We start from the raw sequence: 23,644 nt of genomic DNA on the forward strand, positions 1-23,644 counted from the left end.
TAGGACACGTTGACTACAAAAAGTCATATGTCCTAGGTTTTTTCATGGGTCCGCTCGATATAAAGCGACATCATTCTTATCCCGATGTTTCACGCGATACATGGCAAGATCGGCTTGCTTTAAACATGTTTCAAGATCGGCCTCATGACACGCTGTCACTCCGATGCTTGCGGAAACGAATAAAGATTGTCCTTTGTAGACATAGGGACGTCTTAAAAATTGTAAAAAGGATTTACATTTTCGGCGTAAGGAGAGTTCATCATCGGCTTGTAAAAGGATCGCGAATTCATCTCCACCGAGGCGATACACGGATTCCGAAGAACTTGTATGTTCGCTCAATCGCTTCGCAACTTCAATTAATACATAATCTCCTGCCTCGTGACCATACGTATCATTGACTTGCTTAAATCCATCTAAATCGACTAAGGCAAGATAATTCTTATCGGAGAGTCGATTTGAGAAATCTCGTTCTAAGGAACGACGGTTTCCGATATTAGTCAAAGCATCATGATAGGCATGGTATTCGATTCTCTTTTGACGAATTTTGCTTTCCGTGACATCATGTAAAATCGTGAATCGTCCCATCGAGGTAGCGGCAATTTGAATCGGAATATCAATGATTTCATAGCGGCGACTTTGTTCATCCTCATACTCATCAACGTTCGTTTCGAGCATTTCTAACAAATGACGCATCGTACGAGGAACATGTTCAATCGTCATATCTGGCAAATGAAACAGACGTTGGGCAGCTAAATTCGCGTACAGCGCAGTGCCGGACTGATCGAGTCGAATCATCGGATCAGGATGACCGAGGAAGAGTGGAATGACCTGTTGTTCACTATCTTGGATTTGTTGTTTTCGATGTTCAATGCGTGAAACGAGTTGTTCATTTCGTTCGTGTAATTGTGCGACAATCAACCCATGTTGACGGGCAATCAAGATTTGTCGAACGATTAGTAGGAATAAGATGATAAAGATGTCGAGTTTTCCACCTTCTTGTTCCACCATGTAGTGGATGAACAAAGGGATGGCCAGTAAAGGAAGCCACGAACGAGGAATGACCGTCGTTCGAGCAGTTCCTTCTTCAATATGATCAACATGCCATAGAATAGCTGCACTTTGCGCCAAACGAATCAATATCGGGAAGAACACCAGATAATTCGCTGAAAAATCAGGGAAGTAGACACTAGAGACTTCATAGATACCACGAATGAAAATGGATAAGAATAATAGAAATAAGGCCATCCGTGATACCCAATGTGTTTCTTGGATGAACGTAAAATAGAAAAAAACGAACAAACCGAGTGATGTGTTCGTAATGACGATGATGGCATAAGGAACAGTCTGAAGCCCAGGGTTCGTCAGTTCATTGAGGACATGGAATGCGACAAGTCCAATGAAAATGACGATAATCGCGGCATCAACGAAAGCAAGTACATGTTGTCCGAGTGTTCGTTTTGTGATGATTCGGTAAAAAATCGCGTATAAGAATACGTAATGGGATATTGAAAATAAAATCAGGCTATAAATAGATGGAATTGGAAAGTCTGAATAGACAAAACGTAACGTCTCAAAAATGGAACCGATATAGGATAAAACCAGTGATCCTAAAGCAATCAGCCAGAAATTTCGTCTGGGTACGACTAATATTTGTTCCTTACGATAAGCCGTAAGAATGAAGTAAGCGATCAACCCAAGTGATACATACTGAAGTACCTGTTCGACAATCCCATTAGAGATGGAAGGAGTCCATGTAGTAAGGATCATTAGAATAAAAGAGATTACGAGCATGGCAGGGAACCAACGGATGAAGTAGTTTGATTTAAGCACGGGATCCCTCCTAACGTTTGATGTGGACAGCGAACATATAGTTATTTTTCTCGTTCTTCTTGATCTGGTACATGGCTTCGTCTGCCCGAATCAATAACTGTTCTGAACTCTTACCGTCTTCAGGGTATAAGGAAATTCCGATAGATGGTGTGATATGAAGCATATACGTGTTGATATAGAATGGATAATTTAGGATTTCGAGAACGTGTTCGGCAAACTGTCGAGTTTCCGAGGCAGATGCCTGAATGAAGATCAAGAATTCATCTCCACCAAGGCGTGCGACGAGATCAGTTGGCGTCGTCATTGATTGAAGACGCGTTGCTGTTTCTTGTAGCAGTAAATCACCGACATCATGTCCATAGGTGTCATTGATTTGTTTGAATCCGTCCAAATCTATGAATAATAAGGAGCCATAATCTAGCGTTGGCAGAGTTAGATAGAGTTGCTCCTCGAAGTAACGCCGGTTTGGTAAACGAGTGAGTGAGTCATGGTATCCCATACGTTCTAGCCATACTTCCTGTTGATAGTCTTCTGTGACATCCGCTAAGACGACGAAATAGCGTTGCTGATGTGGAATATCGATGATTGTCGTATTCAAAAAGGTTTCTGGATGTTCCTCCGTAGCAGGTACATGTAGGAGGTGAGCAGGATAGGTCGACTGCTTTTGTTGAAGCAACGGGATGAGCCGATCAAGTTGACGGCGTTGACTCGGTCCGAGCGGTAAATCATTCCATCCTGCTTCTGCAGCGGCTGGATTGACGGATCGAATTTGATACATGTCATCGATTTCAAAAACGATTTCTGGATAAGACAAAAAAAGTGACGTCAGTTCTTTTTCACGCAACTGTAGCAACTCTGTTTTTTGATGAACGATGTCTTCTAGATTCGTTTGTAATGCCGTTGTTTCCTGTAACAACCGAAGATTTTCCCGGTATGAAAAAAGCTGCCGTGTTAAAAATAATAAAAACGTAATACCAATAGACAACAAGAAGAAGGTTCGAGAGACAGGATAAAACGTAATATAAAGAATCAGCGCAGATAATAAGATGTAAACCAACAGTGAACGCGTAAGTGTCTCGACTCGAATGAGATTTGCTTGCTCCTCACGACTCATGGGAAGTGTACGTGTGTTCAAAAAGGCGATGAGGAACAGACCGCTAAGTGGATATAGCGGAAGCAATAGACCCGATATTTGCGGTTCACCGTTTAATAACAAGGTATAAAACACAAAGTTCGTCATGCCGAGAATGAATGTTCCGAGGACAAGAAAGATAAATCCTGATCGTGATACGTTCCGTCTTAACCCAGACGCATAGAGTAAAAAAAAGAAAAGCGTCAACAAAATTGTCAAGAAGGCATAAAATGTCCAACTGAGTTGCTCGAGTGTCGTTCGCGTATAAGAGGGAACAAAGCGGAAAATAGCGATATATCCAGCAATCATTGAAACAGCGAATAAAGTCAAGGAATCAAGAATCAATAACTTTTGTTTTTTGAATAATGTCAAATCTAATTGTCGGAAAAAGAAAAGGACCATCATTGTCAAATGAATCGTATAAGGTAAATCCAGCAAGACGTTCAAATTGACATCGTTCCATTGAAAGAAACGTCCAATCATATTCAGGAAATCGCCTAAAAAATAAGAGAAGAAAGCGATGGATAACCACTTGTACGGAAGGGAAGGTTGTTTGAAAGCCGTCGATCGACTAAATAAGAAAATCATGAAAGAACCGCTTAAACTAATAAGTGCCGAGAGTTGTAACGAAAGGTCTTGTGGCAATAGCCAGAGCAGTATGTAAGTAATGACTAAGTAGAATGCGACGATAGGGTAGATGTTTTGAACCATCCGTTTCACTAGAACTCCTCCTTTCGCAAGCCTTCCTCCAAAACGAAATATGCTATAACATTACCCGATATCTAATATGAATTCACATTTATTTTCATAATTAAAAATAAAAGTAATAGATGTTTTCTATTTCATAAAAAAAGCGGAACTCTTCTAAGTGAAGAACTCCGCTTATCGGATTTATTGATGAGATTGGCGATGGTTTTCAAATGCCTCGATTTTTTCAGAAAGATATGTCCAATATTCCATTCGCTCGTCAAGCGTCGCTTTGGTCTTTTCGATGGCTTGATACAATTCATTGACCTTTCCGAGATCACTTCCTGCTGAAGCGAGATCAGCCTCTAATTGCTCTAGTTCAACTTCACTCTCTTCAATTTGTTGCTCAATGATAGCCCAATCTTGTTGTTCCTGATAACTTAGTTTCTTTGGCGTCTCTGTTTTTGGTGCTGTAGCAACCTCTGCCGTTTTTTCAACGACGATTGAGGGAACGGGTGCTGCCATTTGCTCAAGATAGTCTGTATATTGTCCGTAATAAAAAATGATGTTTCCATCTTCAAATGCAATCAGGCGATCGACGACCCGGTCGAGGAAGTAGCGATCATGACTGACTGTGATGACAGTACCTGGGAATGATTCTAAATAATCTTCTAGTACGGATAAGGTCTCGGTATCCAAGTCGTTCGTCGGCTCATCAAGGAAGAGGACGTTCGGTTCTTCCATCAAAATCGTTAACAATTTCAGACGTCGCTTTTCGCCACCAGAAAGCTTGCCGATTTGTTTATATTGTGCTTCCGGTTTAAAGAGAAATTGTTCGAGCATCTGACTTGCTGTGATCTCCTCACCGGCGAGTGTCGTAATGACTTTTGCGATCCGTTCGACCTCATCGATGACGCGGCGTTCGGGATGCGTAAATTCGGCGAATTGACCGTAAAAACCAATCTTCACCGTTTCGCCGTGAATGATCTCACCCGTTGTTGGCTCTAAGCGTTTCGCGAGGATTGAAAGAAGTGTCGATTTTCCACTACCGTTTCGACCAACGATGCCATACCGCTCTTTGCGTCCGATCAGAGCGTCAAACGATTCAAAAAGTGTCCGTTCACCAAATCGGTGCGAGACGTCATATGCTTCAATGACTTTCTTGCCGAGGCGGGTCGAACCGACCTGTACTTCAAGTGTCGCTTCTTCTTCCTCATACGAAAGGTCTTGTAAAGCATCCACGCGCTGGATCCGGGCTTTTTGTTTCGTCGTCCGTGCTTTTGCTCCGCGACGCAACCAAGCGAGTTCGCGACGGAGGATGTTTTGACGTTTTTCCTCCATAGAAGCCGTCCGTTCACGACGTTCGGCACGTTTTTCAAGAAACGATTCATAGTTTCCGACATAGAAATAAGCTGTTCCATTTGCGATCTCCATCATATGATTCGTGACACGATTCAAGAAATAGCGATCATGAGTGATCAGTAGAATCGCACCACGGTATTCCTTGATTTGAGTCTCAAGCCAGCTGATCGTCTCGGCATCAAGTTCGTTCGTCGGCTCATCAAGCAGGAGGAGATCGGCTTCATCGAGTAAGGCTTCAGCGAGTCCGACGCGCTTACGTTGTCCTCCGGAAAGAGAGCCGATCAACGCGTTCAAGTCGAGGATGCCGAGTTTGTTTAAGATCATCTTTAAACGCGATTCCGTGTCCCACGCTTGCGCGGCATCAACCTCGGTTTGCGCCGTGATGAAGCGGTTGAGTAACGTCTCACTTGTCGGATCCTGTTCGAGCGCTAGTCGTGCCGTTTCGTAGTGGCGCAACGCGTTGATCGTTGGTGTGTCACCCGAAAGGAGTACTTCCATGACAGTCCGATCTTCCGGATAATCGGTCGTTTGCGATAGCAAACGGATCCGATAATCATTTGGATGATGGATCGTACCAGCATCTGCTGTTTCTTTGCCTGCTAGAATGTGCAGGAGGGTCGATTTACCGGTACCGTTGACGCCAATGATACCGATCCGGTCACCAGGAGAGACAGAAAACGTGACATCTTCGAAGACAATTTTATCGGCAAATTCTTTTTTGAGATTTTCTACTTTCATTAACATATTAGACACCTTCTACAATCTGTTTGATTTGATGTTCGACCGTCTGGACGAGTTCTTTCTGTGTCATCGTGCTCGGATCAATCGACGGCAAGATCGTGACTTCGACTGTAGCCGGACGGATCTTACCCGTTTCCTCCATGACACGATAACTACCTGAAATCGCGACGGGTACGACGCGTGCGCCACTTGATGTCGCAAGGGTAAAACTTCCTGCTTTGAATTCCGCCATCGGTCCGCCTTTTGAACGTGTTCCTTCTGGGAAGATGATCATTGATTGTCCGTCCTTGATCGTGTCGACACCAGAGCGGATCGCTTTTAGGGACTGGCGTCGGTCTTTTCGGTCAATCATGACACACCCCATCAGATTCATCCAGACATTAACGATTGGAATTTTATTCACTTCGATTTTTGAGATGAATGCTTTTGGTTTATCGATTTTTCCAAGTAGAATCGGAACATCGAAGTTTCCTTGGTGATTCGAGATGAACACGACAGGTTCATTTGCCGGGATATGTTCATGCCCCGTCACATGGACACGAACGCCAGCGAGTCGGAGGAGAGAGTTCGCCCAGGCGCTCGCTACACGCTGAACGAATGCATAGCGCGCGAGATGCGTTCGACGTTTTGCGGTTGGTAAAAACGGTAAGGTACAGGGTAAGACAAGTCCAAAATAAATGAACCAAATGACAGTACGGATCATGGTAAAGTGACAGCTCCTTTTTTTCATTGCTGATGTTATTGTACAAAAAAAGACCAGGTGTCGCACCCGGTCTCCATGATTATTCCCAGTAACGAGGCTCAGATTCCTCTTCGCTTTCTCCAAGTTCGAAAGTGAGGCGACGTGTCGTCGGATCAACGGAGAACGTAGCGTTCGTGTTGTCGATCTGTTTGATTTCCATCGTCTCTTCATCCAAGATGAGAGTCAAGCGGACCTTATCTTCGTGATCTACGAGCAGTACGCCATCTTCCTTCAACCATAAATCGATGACAGGTGAGTAGCGGAGTGTCCAACCGTTTGATAAAGGGATTTCGTTCATAATGAATCTGTTCCTCCTAGGTGATGAAATCGTGTTCTTTATTTATCATGCTGGTCTGTCCCAGAGAATGCAAGTGGTGTACTCGAATCTCGATTAGGATAGGCAATTTGATAAGACTGTTCTCGTTTTTTCATGCGTTCGTACTGTTTTTTGACGCGACGGTATTGAATGTATTCAATGTAAGTCAGATAGGACGTACGGAGTAACTGTCGAATCGATGATAACGATAGGCAAATCGCTAACGTAAAGACGAAAACACCAATCGAACTTGTATAATAACCGGTAACAAAACTTAAGTATGTAGTGATGAGACCCGCAATCGTCGTGAATAAGTAGAAGAGCACGTCCGTTTCCTCCTCGAAATTAAAATATAGGTATGTTCATCTAATTCGAGGTTGAACTTGATTTTCCTTTATCGTCCTGTAAATGTCCGGAAAAAATAAAAAAATCCACACGGAAGGTGTAGATTTTAAGGGCGATCGATTTGCTGAAGCGCTGGTGTCTTCGGAGTCATATCTGTACTGTTTGATCCTTCTGCAAAAACGATTCCAATCGTAGCAAGGAAAGCAAAAAATGCAAAAACCAATGTTTTCGTGAAGCGTCGAGCGAACGAACGCGATTGAATATTATGAAACATTTTTATCCCCCATATTTACCTAAACTAAACCTTCTTTTTCCTGTTATTTAATCATATATCTTTTTTTCAAAAAAATCACGCAAATGTGTTTCGTTCACAAATATGTCACAACTGTCATCGTGTGGTCGATTTCAGAGGTGAACAGAAAAAGAGTATAGTATGGTAGGGAAAGAACAGAAGGATGGTTCGAATGAACTTGAACCAATTCAAATAGAGAGAGGAGATGACCCGAAATGGGATTACGCGCAGGACAGGTTGTCACATTAAAAGTAGAACGTGAAGCAGAGTTCGGAGTGTTTTTGACAGATGGAAATGAAGATGTGTTGTTGCATAACAATGAACAGACACAAAAAGTAGCTCTTGATGATGAAGTAGAAGTCTTCTTGTATCAAGATAATGAAGGACGTTTGGCATCATCGATGACGATTCCAGAAGCTTCATTTGAAGACTACGTCAAGACGACGATCAATGGGACGCGCTATAACACAGGAGTGTTCGCGAATATCGGGATTCAAAAAGATGTTCTTGTCTCACTTGACGATTTGCCGCAACGTCGGATGTTCTGGCCGGAAGAAGGCGATCAACTTTTCATTCGTCTAAAACATGATCAAAAGCTTCGTTTACTCGGAGACCCTGCACCATATGCTTACTTCAACTTACGAGCGAAGCCAGCTCCAGAAGAATGGAACAACATGGACGTCGAAGGTCTCGTCTTCTCACAACGCGAACCAGGCGTCAATGTCTGGGTCAACGATCAGTCAATCGGATTCTTGCATGAACGCGAGATGGAACGTTGGCCGCGTCTTGGAGAAGTCTTGAAATTACGAGTGACAAATGTAAAACCAGATGGTACAGTATTACTTTCAGCACGACCACGTGCCTTTGAAGCCATTGATACAGACGCGGAGTTGATTCTGAACCATCTACTTGAACATGATGGTCAGATGCCGTATGGTGATAAGACAGCTCCCGAGAAGATCGATGAAGTATTCGGTCTCAGTAAGGCAGCATTCAAACGAGCGCTCGGTCGCCTGTTGAAAGATAAAAAAATAGAAAAAAATGAAACGGGTATTCGGTTGACGCAATAATCAAACCGAGTAAGCCTGCGTTTCGAATAGATAGTAAGGAATTCATCATTTTGGTGGTTGCGGCTGGTTTGATTACCGGCGACCATTTACTGAATATACCCCATCACTAGTGGGGGCACGCGATGACGTTCATCGCACGGTCCGGGCACTTCGCCTTTCCCTCGCCCTTATGGCAACGATTATGATGGTGACTTCCCTAAACATTATTATGAGAGAAACCACTCTATCTTTATGGGATAGATTCTGTTATAATAGGTAGTCGATTGTATTCGTTACGGTAGCGTCTGTTTAGTGGCAGACGCTTTTCATATGACAAAGGAGAGTATTTAGCATTGACAACATTTCGTGAATTAAATCTTAGTGAGGCACTTATCAAAGGTGTCCTAAAAATGGGCTTTGAAGAAGCAACACCAATCCAAGCAGAAACAATTCCAGTCGGACTCAGCGGCGTTGACTTAATTGGTCAAGCACAAACAGGTACTGGTAAAACTGCAGCATTCGGTATCCCAACAATCGAGCGTCTTGACGCAAAATCACGCAACATCCAAGCGTTGATCCTTGCTCCGACACGTGAGCTTGCAATCCAAGTAGCTGAAGAATTGAACCGGATCGGTGAAGTAAAACGCGTTCATGCACTTCCTGTTTACGGCGGTCAGCAAATCGATCGTCAAATCCGTGCACTTCGCAAAAATCCACAAATCGTCGTTGCGACACCAGGACGTTTGATGGACCACATGAACCGTAAGACGTTGAACCTCGATCACGTTCAAACGGTCATCCTTGACGAGGCAGATGAGATGTTGAACATGGGATTCGTCGAAGATATCGAGAAAATCCTCGGTGCACTTCCTGAAACACGTCAAACACTCTTGTTCTCAGCAACGATGCCACCACAAATTCGTAAAATCGCAGATCGTTTCATGACGACTCCGACGCACATCAAAGTCAAAGCAAAAGAAATGACAGTTGAAAACATCGACCAGTCATTCATCGAATTGAAAGAAAGCCAAAAATTCGACGTTCTTTGCCGTTTGATCGACACAGATTCTCCAGAACTTTCAATCATCTTCGGTCGTACGAAAAAACGTGTTGACGAGATGACAGAAGGCTTGATCCAACGCGGATACACAGCTGACGGTTTACATGGTGACTTAACACAAGCAAAACGTGACCAAGTCATCCGTCGTTTCAAAAAAGGAACGATCGATATCCTCGTAGCGACAGACGTTGCAGCACGTGGTCTTGACATCTCTGGTGTCACACACGTCTACAACTTCGACGTCCCACAAGATCCAGAAAGCTACGTTCACCGGATCGGTCGTACAGGTCGTGCTGGTAAAACAGGATCGGCTGTCACATTTGTTACACCACGTGAATTCGGTCAAATTAAAACAATCGAACGTGTCACGAACAAAAAAATGTCACGTCGTCATGCACCAACACTTGATGAAATCTTAGAAGGCAACTTGAAGCTTGCTGCACAAGAACTCATTAAACGTGTTGAAGCAAAAGACTCAAAAGAATATACGACACTTGCACAAGAACTCTTAGAAGAGTACGAAGCAGTGGAACTTCTTTCAGCAGCACTTAAAGGATTGACGAAAGAGCCGGATGCAACACCAGTCCAAATCTCTTCAATCGAACCAATCCGCGTGAAACGTTTCGGTAGCAACGGTGGTGGAAACCGTCGTCCTTACGGAAACAAAGGTGGAAGTGGAAGCGGCAACCGCAGTGGCGGATACCGTGGAAACAACCCGCGTGGTGGCGATCGTCGTGAAGGTGGTCGTTCATCTTCTTCATCAGATCGTCGTGAAGGCGGTTATGCTGGACGTAGCAACCGTAGCGAAAGCGATCGTAACCGTGGTGGACGCAAACCACGTTTTGAAAAGTAAACGATTCGAACCGATTTGTCACAGACAAGTCGGTTCTTTTTTATGATTTATCTAAGCGGTCATGATAAAATGAGCCATGAACGATAGGGAGAGGGCTGAATCATTCGTGTATACCATTTATGTAGCAGCATCCGTCTGTCTCGTTGCACTGATCGTCGCGACGAAAAAGATTTGTGAGCGGACGACAAAAGGACATTTTCGTTATATTCCGTTAGCGACCTTATTATTTGGTGGCATCATCTTTCTTGTGCTGGCCATTGGTAAGGGCGGAGCTGTTGGGATTCAATACGGTGTCCTGAGTATCATCTACTTGACGGCGACATTCGGTGTGTATTTGTATATCGCAATGCGGAAAGATACGACGTTATCGTAAAACAGGGGGCTCTCTCGTTACAGAGAGGCTCCTTTTTTGTTAAGATAGAACAAGAGTACAAGGGGGGAATAGAATGGACGCATTAGATGTCATCGTTCATCCCGAAGAGATAGAGGCGTGGTTTCAACCGATCGTAGGCGCTGCCCCTTTTAAGGTGGAAGGGTATGAAATCCAGTCCCATTTTCGTGGAGAACCGTTAAAACCATTTTTTCAGGAAGATGATGTTCCGATCGAGTATCAGCTCGAAGTCATGGGACATGTCGTCCGTCAAGCATTCCAAAAAGTACCCTCCGATACACAAGCGTTCATCCTGATCCGTTGTCGTCCGGCTTGGTTGTTTGAGAACGGTGGGGAAGATTTCTTGCATGTTTTACGTACGGTCGACTCGTCGTTTCCAAAAGAACGGATGTATGTTACTTTGACGGATGTTCAAGTCGATGATTTTGATCGTCTGGGCCGGATCGTCGCGTACTATCAGAATTCTGGACTGAAGGTAGCGCTGGATCGCGCGGAAGCAACGAGTCTCGAACGCGTCTTTTCGATGTCGCCGGATATGTTAATCGTCGATCTATCTTCAATGATTGAGAAAAAGACCGTCTCAGCATCGTATCCGCATCTATTACAGACGATGGAGCACCTTTGTGATCAGCTTGGAGCGCCACTTTTGTATAAAAACATCAGTCATCTTGGTCAACTTCGATATGCGTGGCAGCATGGTGGACGCTATTACATGGGGAATCTTTTAGGAGAGGCTGCGCCGGAATGGGTCATGACTTGTCCTGGAATGGAGGTCTTGATCCATGAAGTCCCGATGTTCTATAAATATGATCGGGAACAGATGAATCGCCTGTTCCAACTGGAGCAAGACTGGACAGTCCGATTTAATGAGTATTGTCAGTCCTTGAAGTCGGAGCAAGATCTCGATCAATGGCTGCTAATGCTCGCCCGGAAGATGGAGCCGGAATTCATCCGGTTTTACATCACGGACGCGAATGGCTTCCAACAGTCTTCGAATGTCAGTAAAAAGAGTGGCGAGTGGAAACTGTATTCCTTCTACAAGGGATACAACTGGAGTTTTCGTCCTTACTTTATCCGGACGACGGTAGCAATGGAGAGACGGCATAACGGATATCTGTCGGAACGGTACGTCGACTTCAGCTCGAGTGAACAAACGCGGACGTTTAGTATGCCGCTCAGCAATGGCATGTTCTTATTTGCGGATATCTCCGCAGATTATCTATATCAAGAACGATTGAGTGAATGAGGAGGAAATGAAAGTGTTAGATTATGATTATGAAGCATTACGAGAAATTGGACGCATCGTCGCGATGGCGCGCGACGAGATGGCGGATGCCGTCAAACCAGGAATCACGACAAAGGAACTTGATGACATCGGAGCACGTATTCTGAAGGAGCAGGGAGCAGAATCTGCCCCGATCGTCATGTATGATTTTCCGGGAGCGACATGTATCAGTGTCAACGATATCGCAGCACACGGTATTCCCGGTAAATATGTCATTCAAGAAGGCGATATTGTTAATGTCGATGTCTCAGCTGTGAAGAATGGCTACTATTCGGATACGGGGAAAACAGTCATCGCAGGAGAAGCAAAACGTCCGGAAGATGTCCGACTCGTTGAAGTATCATTGACGGCGCTTGAAAAAGGACTCGAGAAGGTCAAAGCCGGAACGAAGGTCAATCAGATCGGAAAAGCGATCTATGCTGAAACGCGTAAGAGTGGTTTCACCGTCATCCGTAACTTAGCGGGGCATGGTCTCGGGAAGACACTTCATGGTGAGCCGGAATCCATCTCGAACTACTTCAATCGTGAAGAAAACGATCTGCTGAAGGAAGGGCAAGTCATTGCTGTCGAGACGTTCATTTCAACAGGAGACGAGTTCTGTATCGAAGATGAGCGGGATGGCTGGACGTTATACACACCAAATCGGAGCCTTGTCTCACAGTTTGAGCACACTGTCGTCGTCTTAAAGGACGGGTATGAGATTTTGACGAAAGTCGAAGGCAAAGAATCGTTCTAAAAAAGTTCGCATAATAAAACACAAAAAGAGGCAATGGAAGTCAATCCATTGCCTCTTTTTTGTCGTGGTGTTCTTGTTACAAAGAGATCCGGGAGGTTGCCAATTTGTTTAATTGGGACTCGGATACGGCTGGAGCAAAATAGCGAATGTGTCCGTGTTCGACATGATACGGGGTCTCGAGCAAATCTTCTTCAAAATAATCCGCAGTACTTGCCATATCGATCGGATAAGCGAGCCCTGGAAGTGTCGCGAAAGCAAGGGTCTGACGACGTCCGATGCCGCTCTCAAACATCCCTCCGAGCCAGTAGGGCGCTTTTGTTCGAAGGGAAAAAGCGTTCGTCAGCCCACCGACACGTGCCGGCTTGATATTCAGAATCTGACCAGCGTGAAGCGTCTTCATCAAATCGGCATCCGCTGGAGCGACGATGGATTCATCTAGACAAATCGGTGTCTGCAAGAGTTTAGCGAGACGTTGATGTCCGGACCAATCCGACGCTACGAGAGGTTGTTCCATCATAACGAGACCGAATGAATCCCAATGCTGTAATAAAGGAAAGTCTGCTTCTGTGAAGCTGCCGTTAGCGTCAAACATCAAGGGCGCATCAGGGAAAGCGGCACGTACTTGCTCAAGAACGACGGTATCCGTCGGAGCGAGCTTCAGCTTGATCCGTCCATATCCGGAGGCGATCGCTTGTCCGACGGCTTCGACGGTCTGCGCTGCAGAAGCCCGTCCGAGTGCTTTCCCGCAAGGTACGAGGGATGATTCATCACCTCCGAGATACGTAGCGAGCGATTGTCCGGCAGCTGCTGCGAATAATTCATAAATCGCTCCTTCAAACATCGCTTTTGCCATCGGATTGCCTTGCACGATGCGGAAGCGGTGCGTGACATCTGCTGGATGATGGAGCGGTTGGTCAAGTAACTGGTACAGCAGTGAAGCGATTCCTTGCAAAGAATGTTGTGTTTCGGACGTATACCACGGTGTATCAAACGCGACTCCTTCCCCGTAACCCATTCGTCCTTCCGAATCGGTCAGGCGCAAAATCGTCGTCCTGCGTATCGTTAACGTCGAGAGTGCTGTTTGCATCGGACGACGAAAGACGAGCGGTACATCGAACAATTCGGCAGACCGGAGGGTGATGCTCATAATGACTCCTTCAGTTGTTTCCGCAATAGTTTACCGTTCGCATTGCGTGGCAAAACGCTATGATAGATGTAATCAACCGGACATTTATATTTGGCGAGCAATTGACTGATTTCCGTTCGGATGATGGCTTCATCGAGTGAACTAACGATGAAGGCAACCGGAACTTGTCCCCATTTAGCATCAAATCGTCCGACGACACCTGCTTCTTGAATCCCATCGATCGAGAGAAGTGCTGATTCGACCTCAGCCGGGTAAATATTTTCCCCACCTGAGATGATGAGATCACTTCGACGATCGAGGACATATAGGTATCCATCGGCGTCCAAACGTCCTAAGTCACCAGTCTTGAAAAAACCGTCTGCTGTAAAGGCGTCTGCCGTTTTCTCTTCATCATGAAAATAGCCTTTCATGATTGTCGGTCCTTTGACTTCGATTTCTTGGTGGCGCGTGATGCGGATTTGCGTCGGATAAATGGCTTGTCCAGCTGATCCGATTTTTCGTAAGGCATCCTCAGGCAGAAGAGTCGCGATTTGAGAAGCTGTTTCCGTCATCCCATATGTCTGCATGACAGGAATATTGCGGTCGAGTGCACGCGTCAGAATCGGTAATGGAACAGGACCACCCCCTGTCAGTACGACGCGAAGCGCGTGACGACGTAGTCCGGCGTCGAGCAACCGATCAAGCATGACTGAGACGAGTGAGACATGTGTAATTTTTTCCGTCGTAATCCAGTGTAAGGCGCATTCTGGTGAAAAATGTGGCTCGAGAATGATCGGTACTCCATAGATGACCGCTCGATAGACGATGGCTAACCCACTCATATGAAACAGTGGTGTGACAATCAAAAAACGATCCTCTGGCAGTGATCCGATATGACGAGCGGCATTCGTCGCACTCGAGAAATGATTCAACATCGTTTGTTCCACAGCTTTCGGATGTCCGGTCGTACCACTCGTAAAGAGCATTGATTGGACGTATTGTTTAGGCATATGGCGTATTAACAGATCGGGCACTTCTTTTTCATAAGAAAAAGCTCGACACGGAATCGCTGTATCGAGTATCCGGTCTGTTACGACGAGCCGCACATCTGCCTGTTTGAATTGGCGCAGCACTTCCGTTTGCGTTAGTCGAGTGTTGATCGGGACGACGGTTAATTCAAGCAATTGAGCAGCGTGAAGAGCGACGATATACTGTGCACTGGATGGACCGTAAAGAGCAATCCGGTCTCCGCGTGTCACGATCGTCGCCCACGTACTCGCCAAACGATGCGCGCGTGCATATAGTTCAGACCACGTCCAACGCTCCGTTTCCGTAATGAGCGCGATGTCATCCGGTTGCTCTTTTGCCCGTGTATAGATCCAAGGATACAAAATAGTCACTTCCTTTTTGATGAATATACGAAAAAGGTTCAATGTCATAAGACGATTGAACCTTTTTTTCATTATGGGAAACGCGGAAACTGTCCGAAGTCAGGATTGCGTTTTTCTTTGAACGCATCGCGTCCTTCTTTTGCTTCGTCAGTCGTGTAGTACAGTAATGTTGCATCTCCTGCGAGTTGCTGAATCCCTGCGAGACCATCTGAATCGGCGTTGAATGCCGCTTTGAGGAAACGAAGAGCCGTTGGTGAATGTTGAAGAATTTCAGCACACCATTGAATCGTTTCTTGCTCGAGATCCGCGAGTGGAACGACCGTGTTGACGAGTCCCATATCAAGTGCTTGCTGTGCGTCATATTGACGGCAGAGGTACCAGATTTCACGCGCTTTCTTGTGTCCAACGACGCGCGCGAGGTAACCAGAGCCATAACCAGCATCGAATGAACCGACTTTTGGACCTGTTTGTCCGAAGCGGGCGTTGTCTGCAGCGATCGTCAAGTCACACACGAGGTGAAGGACGTGCCCGCCACCAATCGCATAACCTGCGACCATAGCGATGACTGGTTTCGGGATGACACGAATCAAACGTTGAAGATCAAGGACGTTTAAACGTGGGATTTCATCGTCGCCGACATATCCACCATGTCCGCGTACCTTTTGGTCTCCACCAGAGCAGAATGCGAGATCACCTTCACCTGTTAAGATGATGACGCCGACGTTTTGATCGTCACGTGCACGTGAAAATGCGTCGATGAGTTCATGGACCGTGTGTGGTCGGAACGCATTGCGAACTTCTGGACGGTTGATCGTGATTTTTGCAATCCCGTTCCATTGTTCATATTTGATGTCTTCATAGCTACGGGCTGATACCCATTCCGGAGCGTATTTCATTTGAATTCCCCCAATATGTTAGTGATGAATAAGTAGATTCTTTACCATTGTAACAAACTTTTGCGGTTGGTCGATATGTGGGGCATGCGAAGCATGCAAAATCACGTGAATTTTTTCAGGTGATGCCGCTCGTAAGGCGATGGCGCGGAATTTTTCATCCTCTTCCCCGACGATCCAATCAATCTCTTTCGGAAGGCATGACCAAAGAGAGGGCATGCTTCCTGTACCTTGTGCTCGAAGCGAAGCACTCAGACCTTCAACCGTTTGAGACATACGCTCCTGACGCAGTCGCGTGCGTTGTTGTTCTTTGAGAAGCGCTTGAGGTTTAAATAATCCAAGTGTCTCCCAATGATCAATGAAAGCTTCGAGTCCATCCTTTTCGAGTCGCTCCGCTAACATACGATCGGATGCACGACGTACTTTTCGCTCCACTGCCGTCTTGATACCTGGTGTTGTACTAACAGCGATTGTTCGAGCGATTTGCTCAGAGACGACACTCAACATTAAGGCGATTCGTCCGCCCATCGAATAACCGAGGACAATCCATGGCTCGGATCGTGTAGCGAGCAGCGCCTCAAGATCCTTGACTTGTTGTGTCAAACGCATTCGTTGATTAGACGCTGGTATCGTTTCTCCATGTCCCATCAAATCGAGGCGGTAGACGGTGAAGTGAGTCGATAAATGCTCACTTAGCATGTCCCACGTCGAGAGGGAGCCTGTAAAACCGTGGAGTAATAAGAGCGGTGGACCAGCTCCCTCGATTTTCACATGATAGGGATGACCGCGTAAAATCATCGGAATACCTCGGCTAACGCTTGATTCGTCACGTCCCAAATCGAACGATGCATCTGTACGTTTTCGATTCGTGTTGTCTTGACTTCAAGTATCCGAGTGACATTCGTCTCTTCCGCAAGTGCTTGACGTAACGCAGCAATCGAATCAATCGCCTGATAGGTCACACCGTAGCCGGAGGCGAGGGAGGCGAAGTCGAGATGCTGCGGTGTACCGAATAGTGGCTCGAACACCGCTTGCTCGAGTTGCTGTTGCGGTAAGAAGCTAAAGATGCCGCCACCCGCATTGTTGACGAGAATGATCGTTAACGGAAGCGTGTGCGCTGTCATCAGCCCGTTGATATCATGAATGAATGCCAGGTCACCAACGAGTAAATAGCGGTGTTTGGCATCAAACGTTGCCCCGAGAGCACTCGAGAGGATGCCGTCAATCCCATTTGCTCCACGGTTCGCGAGTAGACGAAGGGGTGTTCCTGTAGGCAAGAACGTATCAATATCTCGGATTGGCATACTGTTCGAAACGAATAGGCTTCCTTCTTGTAACGTCGTTAACGCGCGGACGACGTTATACTCCGTCATCTCCTCTTGATCGATCGTCGTAAAGGCATCGGTGACGCGTCGCTCTGCCTGTTGTAACAGATTGAGGTACGTAGGGTCATGCGGAACGGGCTCATGATGTTCGAGTTGTCGCGCGTGACCAATCACGAAATCCGAATGGAGTTGGGGATCGCGCCAATTCCCTGGATGACCAACGACTGTCGTCGGAATATCCCGAGACCAAAGCAGATAAGGTTTTGACGTCGGCATGGCGCCGAAACGAATGATTCGATCCGGTCGGACGTGCTGAGCGGTGGCCGGATGTTTTAGCCATGTATCGTAGTAGGCAAAGACGTGATCATCATGCGATTGCCGCCCTTGACTGAGTGGATCTGCTAAGACCGGAATCCCTGCTTGTTTTGCATACGAGATGACAATCTGACTGTCCGCGGCAGCAAGTTGTGGTCCAAGTACAAAAAGAAGGCGCTCTTTCTGAAGCACGATCGCTAAGGCGTTATTTACTCCCGATGTCGGTTCAGGTAAAACGCCGACAGGACGACCTGTTCGTAAAAGATCGAGTTCAGGCACGAGTGGTTCACGTAATGGAACGTTGATTTGAACTGGTCCCGCCGGTTCCGTCAGGGAGAGCAGGGTTGCACGTTGTGCGACATGAGCGACGTAAGGAAGACTCGCTTCTTCCGCTAAGGGAAGATCAAATGCATGACGAACCTGCTTGCCGTATAGTCCGACCTGATCGATGGCTTGAGGTGCTCCGACATTACGTAATTCATGAGGTCGATCGGCAGTCAAAACGATCAATGGAAGTTCAAAAATATTAGCTTCGGTTACTGCTGAATAATAGTTCGTCGCAGCGGTACCGCTTGTACAAATTAGCGCAACGGGACGAACACGCTCTTCCGTCCGTGTTAAACCTAAAGCAAAAAAACTAGCCGACCGTTCGTCAACCAGGACGTGGGTACGGCTAGACGGATGCAGAAAAGCTGCAATAGCAAGTGGTGTCGAGCGGGAACCGGGACTGATGACGAAGTCCCGGACACCAGACGCAACGAGCGTATCAATTAACGTGTGCATCCACTTAGTCAACATAAATATCATCCTTTTCAATCGAACCAATGTGTGAAAGAGCTTGTAACATCGGTGATAGTTTAGTTTCCGTCTCTGCTAGCTCGCTGTCGAAATGAGAACCTTCAACAAGACCGCAACCGGCATAAAGAATGACAGCCCGTTCCGTAAATAATCCAGAGCGAATGGCAACAATGAATTCCCCATCATCCTGTCCGTTCATCCAACCGACGGGTGAACCGTACCAACCCCGTTCGAACGTTTCAATCTCTTGGATCGCATCGACCGCTAATTGCTTTGGCTCGCCACCAAGTGCAGGTGTCGGATGAAGTTTCTCAATCAGTTGGAATAACGTGACATCTGCTTTTAAACGCGCTGTGATCGGTGTATAGAGATGTTGGATATGACGATTTTTTAAGAGAATCGGGGTATCCGGACAATCCAGTTGCTCTGAAAAAGCAGATAACGTCCGTTCGATCGAATCAGCGACAATCCCGTGCTCCATTCGGTTCTTTTGATCTTGTAATAACGATTGACCGAGTGCCTCATCCATCTCATCCGTCGCGTGGCGCGGTGCAGAACCGGCGACGGCTGCTGTCTCAAGGCGACGTCCACGTTTTTGGACGAGTCGTTCCGGTGTGGCTCCGATAAAGGCCTCTTCCGGATTCGGCTGGAAGCAGAAGACATAGCTACCGGGCTGCGTATCTTCGAGTTCAGCAACGACGGCGGCTACATCAAGTGGGCGGTCCAGTTCGTAGACGACTTCCCGCGCCAAAACGATTTTTTCAAGTGTTGTCTCCAAGTAATGCATCGCTTGTTGAAACGAGGCTTCAAAGGCTTCATTTCCATCCCGAGATAGACGTAAACGCGTGACGCCTGTCGAAGTCGGTGTTTGCGGTTGATTAACTTTGGCGAAATCAAGTGCGAGCTGATTTAAGATTGAATCGACTTGATCCATCGGTTCAACACGGGCGAAGATCGTCACGCGTGTCTTACCATCTTGCTCTAAGAATAAAAACTTCGGAATCGTCATCGAAGCGTCTCCAAAGGAAGACCAGCGATAATCCGGTTGGTTAAGTTCAGTGAAAGAGAATCCGCTGAACGCAAACAAATCATGACCGACATGGTCGCGATTCACATTTGTCCATTGCGATTGAATTCGTAAAAAACGATCCGTTCCTGAAGCCTGAAGTTGTTGTACGATGCCAAACCCAATGGCCCGCATCGAGCGATCAGGTGTCGCGAAATAAAATCGTTCCTCGATACCCTGTTCGAGAGAACGCATGTCAGTTGCTTCGATTTCCCATGAATACGAAGCAAGTATAGGTCGTTGTGAGGCATTCGCCTGACTGACGGCCTGTTCGATACACTGTTTTAGCTCTTGTTGAGCGTAAGCCATACCGCTCATTGCCCCCTAGTCTGTAGATACTGTGATATGTTTCACTTATTCTAAGTGTAAACTTTTTGCGGACAAAAAAGAAGGAATAAGCTATCTTGGATTGAACATTGACATCAAAAAACGAAACCCGCTACACTTAGACAGGAAAGGGGTTATTATATGAATAAATCAATCGCTGTCTATTGGCGAATGACACGACCGCATACACTGACAGCAAGTTTTGTTCCGGTCGTCGTCGGTACGGCAGTTGTCGCACCACGTGTGGAATCAATACGCTTGGATTTGTTCGTAGCGATGTTAATCGCATCGATGTTGATTCAAATCGCAACGAATCTGTTCAATGAATACTACGATTACAAACGTGGTTTAGATACAGAGGAATCGGTCGGAATCGGTGGATCAATCGTACGTGATGGATTCAAGCCAGGTACGATTCTTGCATTTGCACTTACGTTGTATGGCATTTCCGCACTACTCGGTGTGTATCTATGCATCGAGACTTCGTGGTGGTTGCTTGTCGTAGGACTCATTTCGATGTTCGTCGGATATATTTACACTGGAGGACCACTACCGATCGCGTATACACCGTTTGGGGAAGTGGTTGCTGGCTTTTTCATGGGGTATATCATCATTGCGATCTCCGCCTACTTGCAAATTGGTTATGTACCAACGGAAGCCATTGCGATTTCGATACCTGTTGCCATCTTGATCGGTTCAATCCTGCTTGCAAATAACATTCGGGACTTGGATAATGACAAGGTCAACGGACGAAAAACGATTGCCTGTCTTGTAGGGCATCGCCATGCCGTGTACGTTTTGATCGGATTTTTTGCGGCAGCTGTCCTGTCACTCATCATTGCTGTACTGGCATTCGAAGTCTCTTGGTTTGCCTTACTTGCGTTGTTAAGTATTCCGCTCATGATTAAAACGGTCCGTCTCTTCTGGGAGGACTTGCCACCAGAACAACTGATGCCTGGTATGGCGCAGACTGGTAAAGTAAATACGATTTTCGGATTATTACTCGCAATCAGTCTCGTGATTGCGAACATCTAAATTCAAACAAAGCAGCAGGCGATTCGCTTGCTGTTTTTTTATGAGAAGATAGCGAACAGTTAGAAAAAAAGTGCTTCGGTTGTCACTGATTTAAAATTTTACTATAATTGAAGCAATGTGCCTGAAAGATCAATTCAAGGATCGGGAATCAGGAAATATGGTTAGAGGTGGAACTGGAATGAATAAAATCGCGGTAATCGGAAAAGTATTCGTCGACATAAAAGGAACTTCGTTCGCTCCTTTGCACAAGGATGCGAAAAACGTAGGAGACATCACGTTTTCGAATGGAGGAACAGGACGCAACGTAGCACAAAACTTAGCCGTCCTCGGGAATGAAGTTCGCTTTATCTCGACGGTTACGAATGATCAGATTGGCGTGGGAGTGCTCGATGAGCTGAAATCTTACGGTGCGAATGTGGATCATGTCGAAATGTTAGAAGATCATGGAATGGGTATGTGGCTAGCGGTCATGGATAACGAAGGTGACTTGCAAACCTCAATCTCGAAACAACCGGATGCGAAGTTGCTCGAAGAGGCGATTTTACGTCAATCAATCTATGCGCTCGATGGAGTCGATGCCGTTGCCATCGATCTTGATTTGTCTGTTACAGTCTTGGAACGTTTGATTCATCTATGTCGCAAAATGGAGTTGCCATTGTTTGGTGTTTGTGGTCACTTGAGCGTCATTGAACGGAATCGTCATCTGTTACAAGGATTCACTGGATTCATTTGCAGTCGCGAAGAAGCAGAAATTTTGTCTGATCTGTCAATCGTGACGGTAGAAGATGCGATTCATGTAGCAAATGAGCTAGCGAAAAAAGGTGCTCCATTCACGGTCGTGACGATGAGTGAACTAGGGGCGGTCTACGTCGATCGTCGTACGGCGACGTCAGGTCATGTTGGAACGAAAAAAGTAAAAGTCGTCGACTCAACGGGAGCAGGCGATTCCTTCTTCTCTGCTGTCTTATCTGAATTGACAAAAGAAAAACCAGCAGAAGAGGCATTAAAGCTTGGCATGAAAATCGCGGCAGAAGTCATCGCTTCGACAGAAAACGGATTGGTTCCAGAAATGCTGGATGCCATTCAATGAATTAATTTTGAAAAGGGGTGGCGTCATGCCGATTCAACGAAGTGCGATCATTTTACGAAATGAACAGGATGAAATTGCGTTGATTCGACGGGATAAACCGAACGAAACGTATTATGTCTTTCCAGGCGGTGGAAAAGATGATGGAGAATCACTAGAAGAGACAGCGATTCGTGAAGCACATGAAGAACTTGGTGTCGACGTGGAGTTGAATGGCATTGCTGCCATCGTCCGTTTTAACGGATTCGATAACCCTTATTTTTGGGCGAAAGCAATTGGCGGTCGCTTTGGAACAGGTATGGGTGAAGAATTCGAAGAGGAAGGGTCTGGTTATACACCAGTCTGGATTAAACGATCCGAGTTGCCGTCATTGCCGATTCGTCCACCGTCTCTTGCCAAACAATTGGCAGAAATGACAGAACCGTTCTATAAATTGATTCTTTCTGAAAACGAATGAGGTTTTAGTTGAAATAAAATGGGAAAAGTATATTAAAACAATGAGGTGGTCTTTGACTGCCTCTTTTTCATGAAGGAGAGATGACGATGGCGCATTCACGCGATCCTAAAGGGCTTGCCTTGAACTTAAAGCAGCGAATGTCCGATCACAACATTACGGATTATGCAGGGACACTCGCCTATTACTGGTTTTTATCCATTTTCCCAGGTATCATTTTCGTCATTTCCGTCTTGTCGTTCTTTGATATTGATCGTCAGACACTTGAGTCGCAAATCCGGGACTTAGCACCGGGTGGGGCCGTCAATACATTCACGGATACGATTTTTCAAGCCATCAAGGATCCGCAGGGGGGATTGTTATCGATTGGTGCGATTCTTGCCATCTGGTCCGCTTCAAAAGGTGTCGATCGCTTGATCACGACAGCGAACCATGCCTATGGTGATTTCTCGCCACGTGGTTTTGTCGCAGCACGCGGGATTGCTTTACTACTCACGATTGTTCTCGGAATCGGGATGTTATTATTGATTGTCTTGAACGTTCTTGGTGGTCCAATCATCACGTATCTTGCGAATTTCGTTCTCCCGATCGATATGGGGCAAAAAATCTTATTAACGGTCTTGCGTTACGTCGTTTCAACGATTCTATTGATTGGTATACTGTCGATCTTTTACCGCGTCGCACCAAAGCGCCCGATTACCTTTAAGGAGGCGATCCCAGGAGCCGTCTTTGGTGTCATCGTCTGGCAATTACTATCGGTCGGATTTGGATTCTACGTCTCGAACTTCTCAAACTACAATCAGACGTACGGTTCACTCGGTAGTGTCGTTATCTTGTTATTATGGCTTTATTTCACAGGATTGATCATCTTACTTGGTTCTGAATTGAACGCGTCATGGGAACGATTCATGAAAAAAGCGGATCCGAAGAAGATGGAAGAAAAGCGCTTGAAGGAACAAGCAGAACTCGATTCGATTCCGACGAATACGTTCGGATGAAGAGACGA

At 46.0% G+C, this 23,644-nt stretch carries 22 protein-coding genes; 9 read left to right on the forward strand and 13 right to left on the reverse strand.

Annotated features, from left to right (window positions below; all coding sequences use genetic code 11):
• Positions 1-42 precede the first annotated feature (42 nt).
• From BW42_RS14475 to BW42_RS16470, 7 genes are all read right to left on the reverse strand, one after another.
• Complete coding sequence (locus BW42_RS14475) at positions 43-1,830, reverse strand: GGDEF domain-containing protein (protein WP_035412641.1); 1,788 nt, start codon at positions 1,828-1,830, stop codon at positions 43-45.
• A gap of 10 nt (positions 1,831-1,840) precedes the next feature.
• Positions 1,841-3,673: a GGDEF domain-containing protein gene (locus tag BW42_RS14480; RefSeq protein WP_231496928.1), complete on the reverse strand. Its 1,833-nt coding sequence runs from the start codon at positions 3,671-3,673 to the stop codon at positions 1,841-1,843.
• 180 nt (positions 3,674-3,853) lie between these two features.
• Entirely contained in the window at positions 3,854-5,755 is a 1,902-nt protein-coding gene (locus BW42_RS14485) for an ABC-F family ATP-binding cassette domain-containing protein (protein WP_035412645.1), read from the reverse strand.
• A 1-nt stretch (position 5,756) separates the two neighbouring features.
• Positions 5,757-6,455 (reverse strand): 1-acyl-sn-glycerol-3-phosphate acyltransferase, encoded by a 699-nt coding sequence (locus BW42_RS14490; RefSeq protein WP_035412648.1) that lies wholly within the window; start codon positions 6,453-6,455, stop codon positions 5,757-5,759.
• A 79-nt stretch (positions 6,456-6,534) separates the two neighbouring features.
• Positions 6,535-6,792 (reverse strand): hypothetical protein, encoded by a 258-nt coding sequence (locus tag BW42_RS14495; protein WP_023467272.1) that lies wholly within the window; start codon positions 6,790-6,792, stop codon positions 6,535-6,537.
• A 38-nt stretch (positions 6,793-6,830) separates the two neighbouring features.
• Complete coding sequence (locus tag BW42_RS14500) at positions 6,831-7,136, reverse strand: hypothetical protein (RefSeq protein WP_035412654.1); 306 nt, start codon at positions 7,134-7,136, stop codon at positions 6,831-6,833.
• A 125-nt stretch (positions 7,137-7,261) separates the two neighbouring features.
• The gene (locus BW42_RS16470; protein ID WP_023467274.1) at positions 7,262-7,429 is read right to left on the reverse strand and encodes a hypothetical protein; all 168 of its coding nucleotides are present in this window, start codon (positions 7,427-7,429) and stop codon (positions 7,262-7,264) included.
• 233 nt (positions 7,430-7,662) lie between these two features.
• Between BW42_RS16470 and BW42_RS14505 the strand changes: the two genes are divergently transcribed.
• From BW42_RS14505 to map, 5 genes are all read left to right on the forward strand, one after another.
• Positions 7,663-8,517 carry a S1 RNA-binding domain-containing protein gene (locus BW42_RS14505; protein WP_035412657.1) on the forward strand — a complete coding sequence of 285 codons (855 nt, stop codon included), beginning with the start codon at positions 7,663-7,665 and terminating at the stop codon, positions 8,515-8,517.
• A 332-nt stretch (positions 8,518-8,849) separates the two neighbouring features.
• Positions 8,850-10,409, forward strand: a complete 1,560-nt coding sequence (locus tag BW42_RS14510) for a DEAD/DEAH box helicase (protein ID WP_035412660.1) — start codon at positions 8,850-8,852, stop codon at positions 10,407-10,409.
• A 106-nt stretch (positions 10,410-10,515) separates the two neighbouring features.
• Complete coding sequence (locus BW42_RS14515; protein WP_035412663.1) at positions 10,516-10,782, forward strand: hypothetical protein; 267 nt, start codon at positions 10,516-10,518, stop codon at positions 10,780-10,782.
• 73 nt (positions 10,783-10,855) lie between these two features.
• Positions 10,856-12,046 (forward strand): EAL-associated domain-containing protein, encoded by a 1,191-nt coding sequence (locus BW42_RS14520; RefSeq protein WP_035412666.1) that lies wholly within the window; start codon positions 10,856-10,858, stop codon positions 12,044-12,046.
• A gap of 13 nt (positions 12,047-12,059) precedes the next feature.
• On the forward strand, positions 12,060-12,821 hold the full coding sequence (map, locus tag BW42_RS14525) for a type I methionyl aminopeptidase (protein ID WP_023467279.1): 762 nt from the start codon (positions 12,060-12,062) through the stop codon (positions 12,819-12,821).
• Between the two features lie 76 nt (positions 12,822-12,897).
• Here map and menC read toward each other — a convergent pair whose 3' ends face one another.
• From menC to BW42_RS14555, 6 genes are all read right to left on the reverse strand, one after another.
• Entirely contained in the window at positions 12,898-13,968 is a 1,071-nt protein-coding gene (gene menC / locus BW42_RS14530) for an o-succinylbenzoate synthase (RefSeq protein ID WP_052019169.1), read from the reverse strand.
• Positions 13,965-15,338, reverse strand: coding sequence for an o-succinylbenzoate--CoA ligase (gene menE / locus BW42_RS14535; RefSeq protein ID WP_035412669.1), 1,374 nt, complete (start codon positions 15,336-15,338; stop codon positions 13,965-13,967). Before menE ends, menC begins: the two co-directional genes overlap by 4 nt.
• Before the next feature lie 71 nt (positions 15,339-15,409).
• Positions 15,410-16,234, reverse strand: coding sequence for a 1,4-dihydroxy-2-naphthoyl-CoA synthase (gene menB / locus BW42_RS14540; protein WP_023469886.1), 825 nt, complete (start codon positions 16,232-16,234; stop codon positions 15,410-15,412).
• 18 nt (positions 16,235-16,252) lie between these two features.
• Positions 16,253-17,029 (reverse strand): 2-succinyl-6-hydroxy-2,4-cyclohexadiene-1-carboxylate synthase, encoded by a 777-nt coding sequence (gene menH, locus BW42_RS14545; protein ID WP_035412672.1) that lies wholly within the window; start codon positions 17,027-17,029, stop codon positions 16,253-16,255.
• Positions 17,026-18,669: a 2-succinyl-5-enolpyruvyl-6-hydroxy-3-cyclohexene-1-carboxylic-acid synthase gene (gene menD / locus BW42_RS14550; protein ID WP_052019171.1), complete on the reverse strand. Its 1,644-nt coding sequence runs from the start codon at positions 18,667-18,669 to the stop codon at positions 17,026-17,028. The genes menH and menD overlap by 4 nt, the downstream gene beginning before the upstream one ends.
• A complete protein-coding gene (locus tag BW42_RS14555) occupies positions 18,659-20,044 on the reverse strand; it encodes an isochorismate synthase MenF (protein ID WP_035412678.1) in 1,386 nt (461 codons plus the stop codon). The genes menD and BW42_RS14555 overlap by 11 nt, the downstream gene beginning before the upstream one ends.
• 159 nt (positions 20,045-20,203) lie before the next feature.
• Between BW42_RS14555 and BW42_RS14560 the strand changes: the two genes are divergently transcribed.
• The 4 genes from BW42_RS14560 (at position 20,204) to BW42_RS14575 (ending at position 23,636) form a co-directional block, all read left to right on the forward strand.
• Positions 20,204-21,097 (forward strand): 1,4-dihydroxy-2-naphthoate polyprenyltransferase, encoded by an 894-nt coding sequence (locus BW42_RS14560; RefSeq protein WP_035412681.1) that lies wholly within the window; start codon positions 20,204-20,206, stop codon positions 21,095-21,097.
• A gap of 178 nt (positions 21,098-21,275) precedes the next feature.
• Entirely contained in the window at positions 21,276-22,187 is a 912-nt protein-coding gene (locus tag BW42_RS14565; protein WP_035412684.1) for a PfkB family carbohydrate kinase, read from the forward strand.
• A gap of 25 nt (positions 22,188-22,212) precedes the next feature.
• Positions 22,213-22,641, forward strand: coding sequence for an NUDIX domain-containing protein (locus BW42_RS14570; protein WP_035412687.1), 429 nt, complete (start codon positions 22,213-22,215; stop codon positions 22,639-22,641).
• Positions 22,642-22,727: 86 nt separating this feature from the next.
• Positions 22,728-23,636 (forward strand): YihY/virulence factor BrkB family protein, encoded by a 909-nt coding sequence (locus tag BW42_RS14575; protein WP_035412690.1) that lies wholly within the window; start codon positions 22,728-22,730, stop codon positions 23,634-23,636.
• Positions 23,637-23,644: the final 8 nt, after the last annotated feature.

It is taken from the genome of Exiguobacterium sp. RIT341 (assembly GCF_000632205.1).
In the GTDB taxonomy this organism is placed as follows: Bacteria; Bacillota; Bacilli; order Exiguobacteriales; family Exiguobacteriaceae; genus Exiguobacterium_A.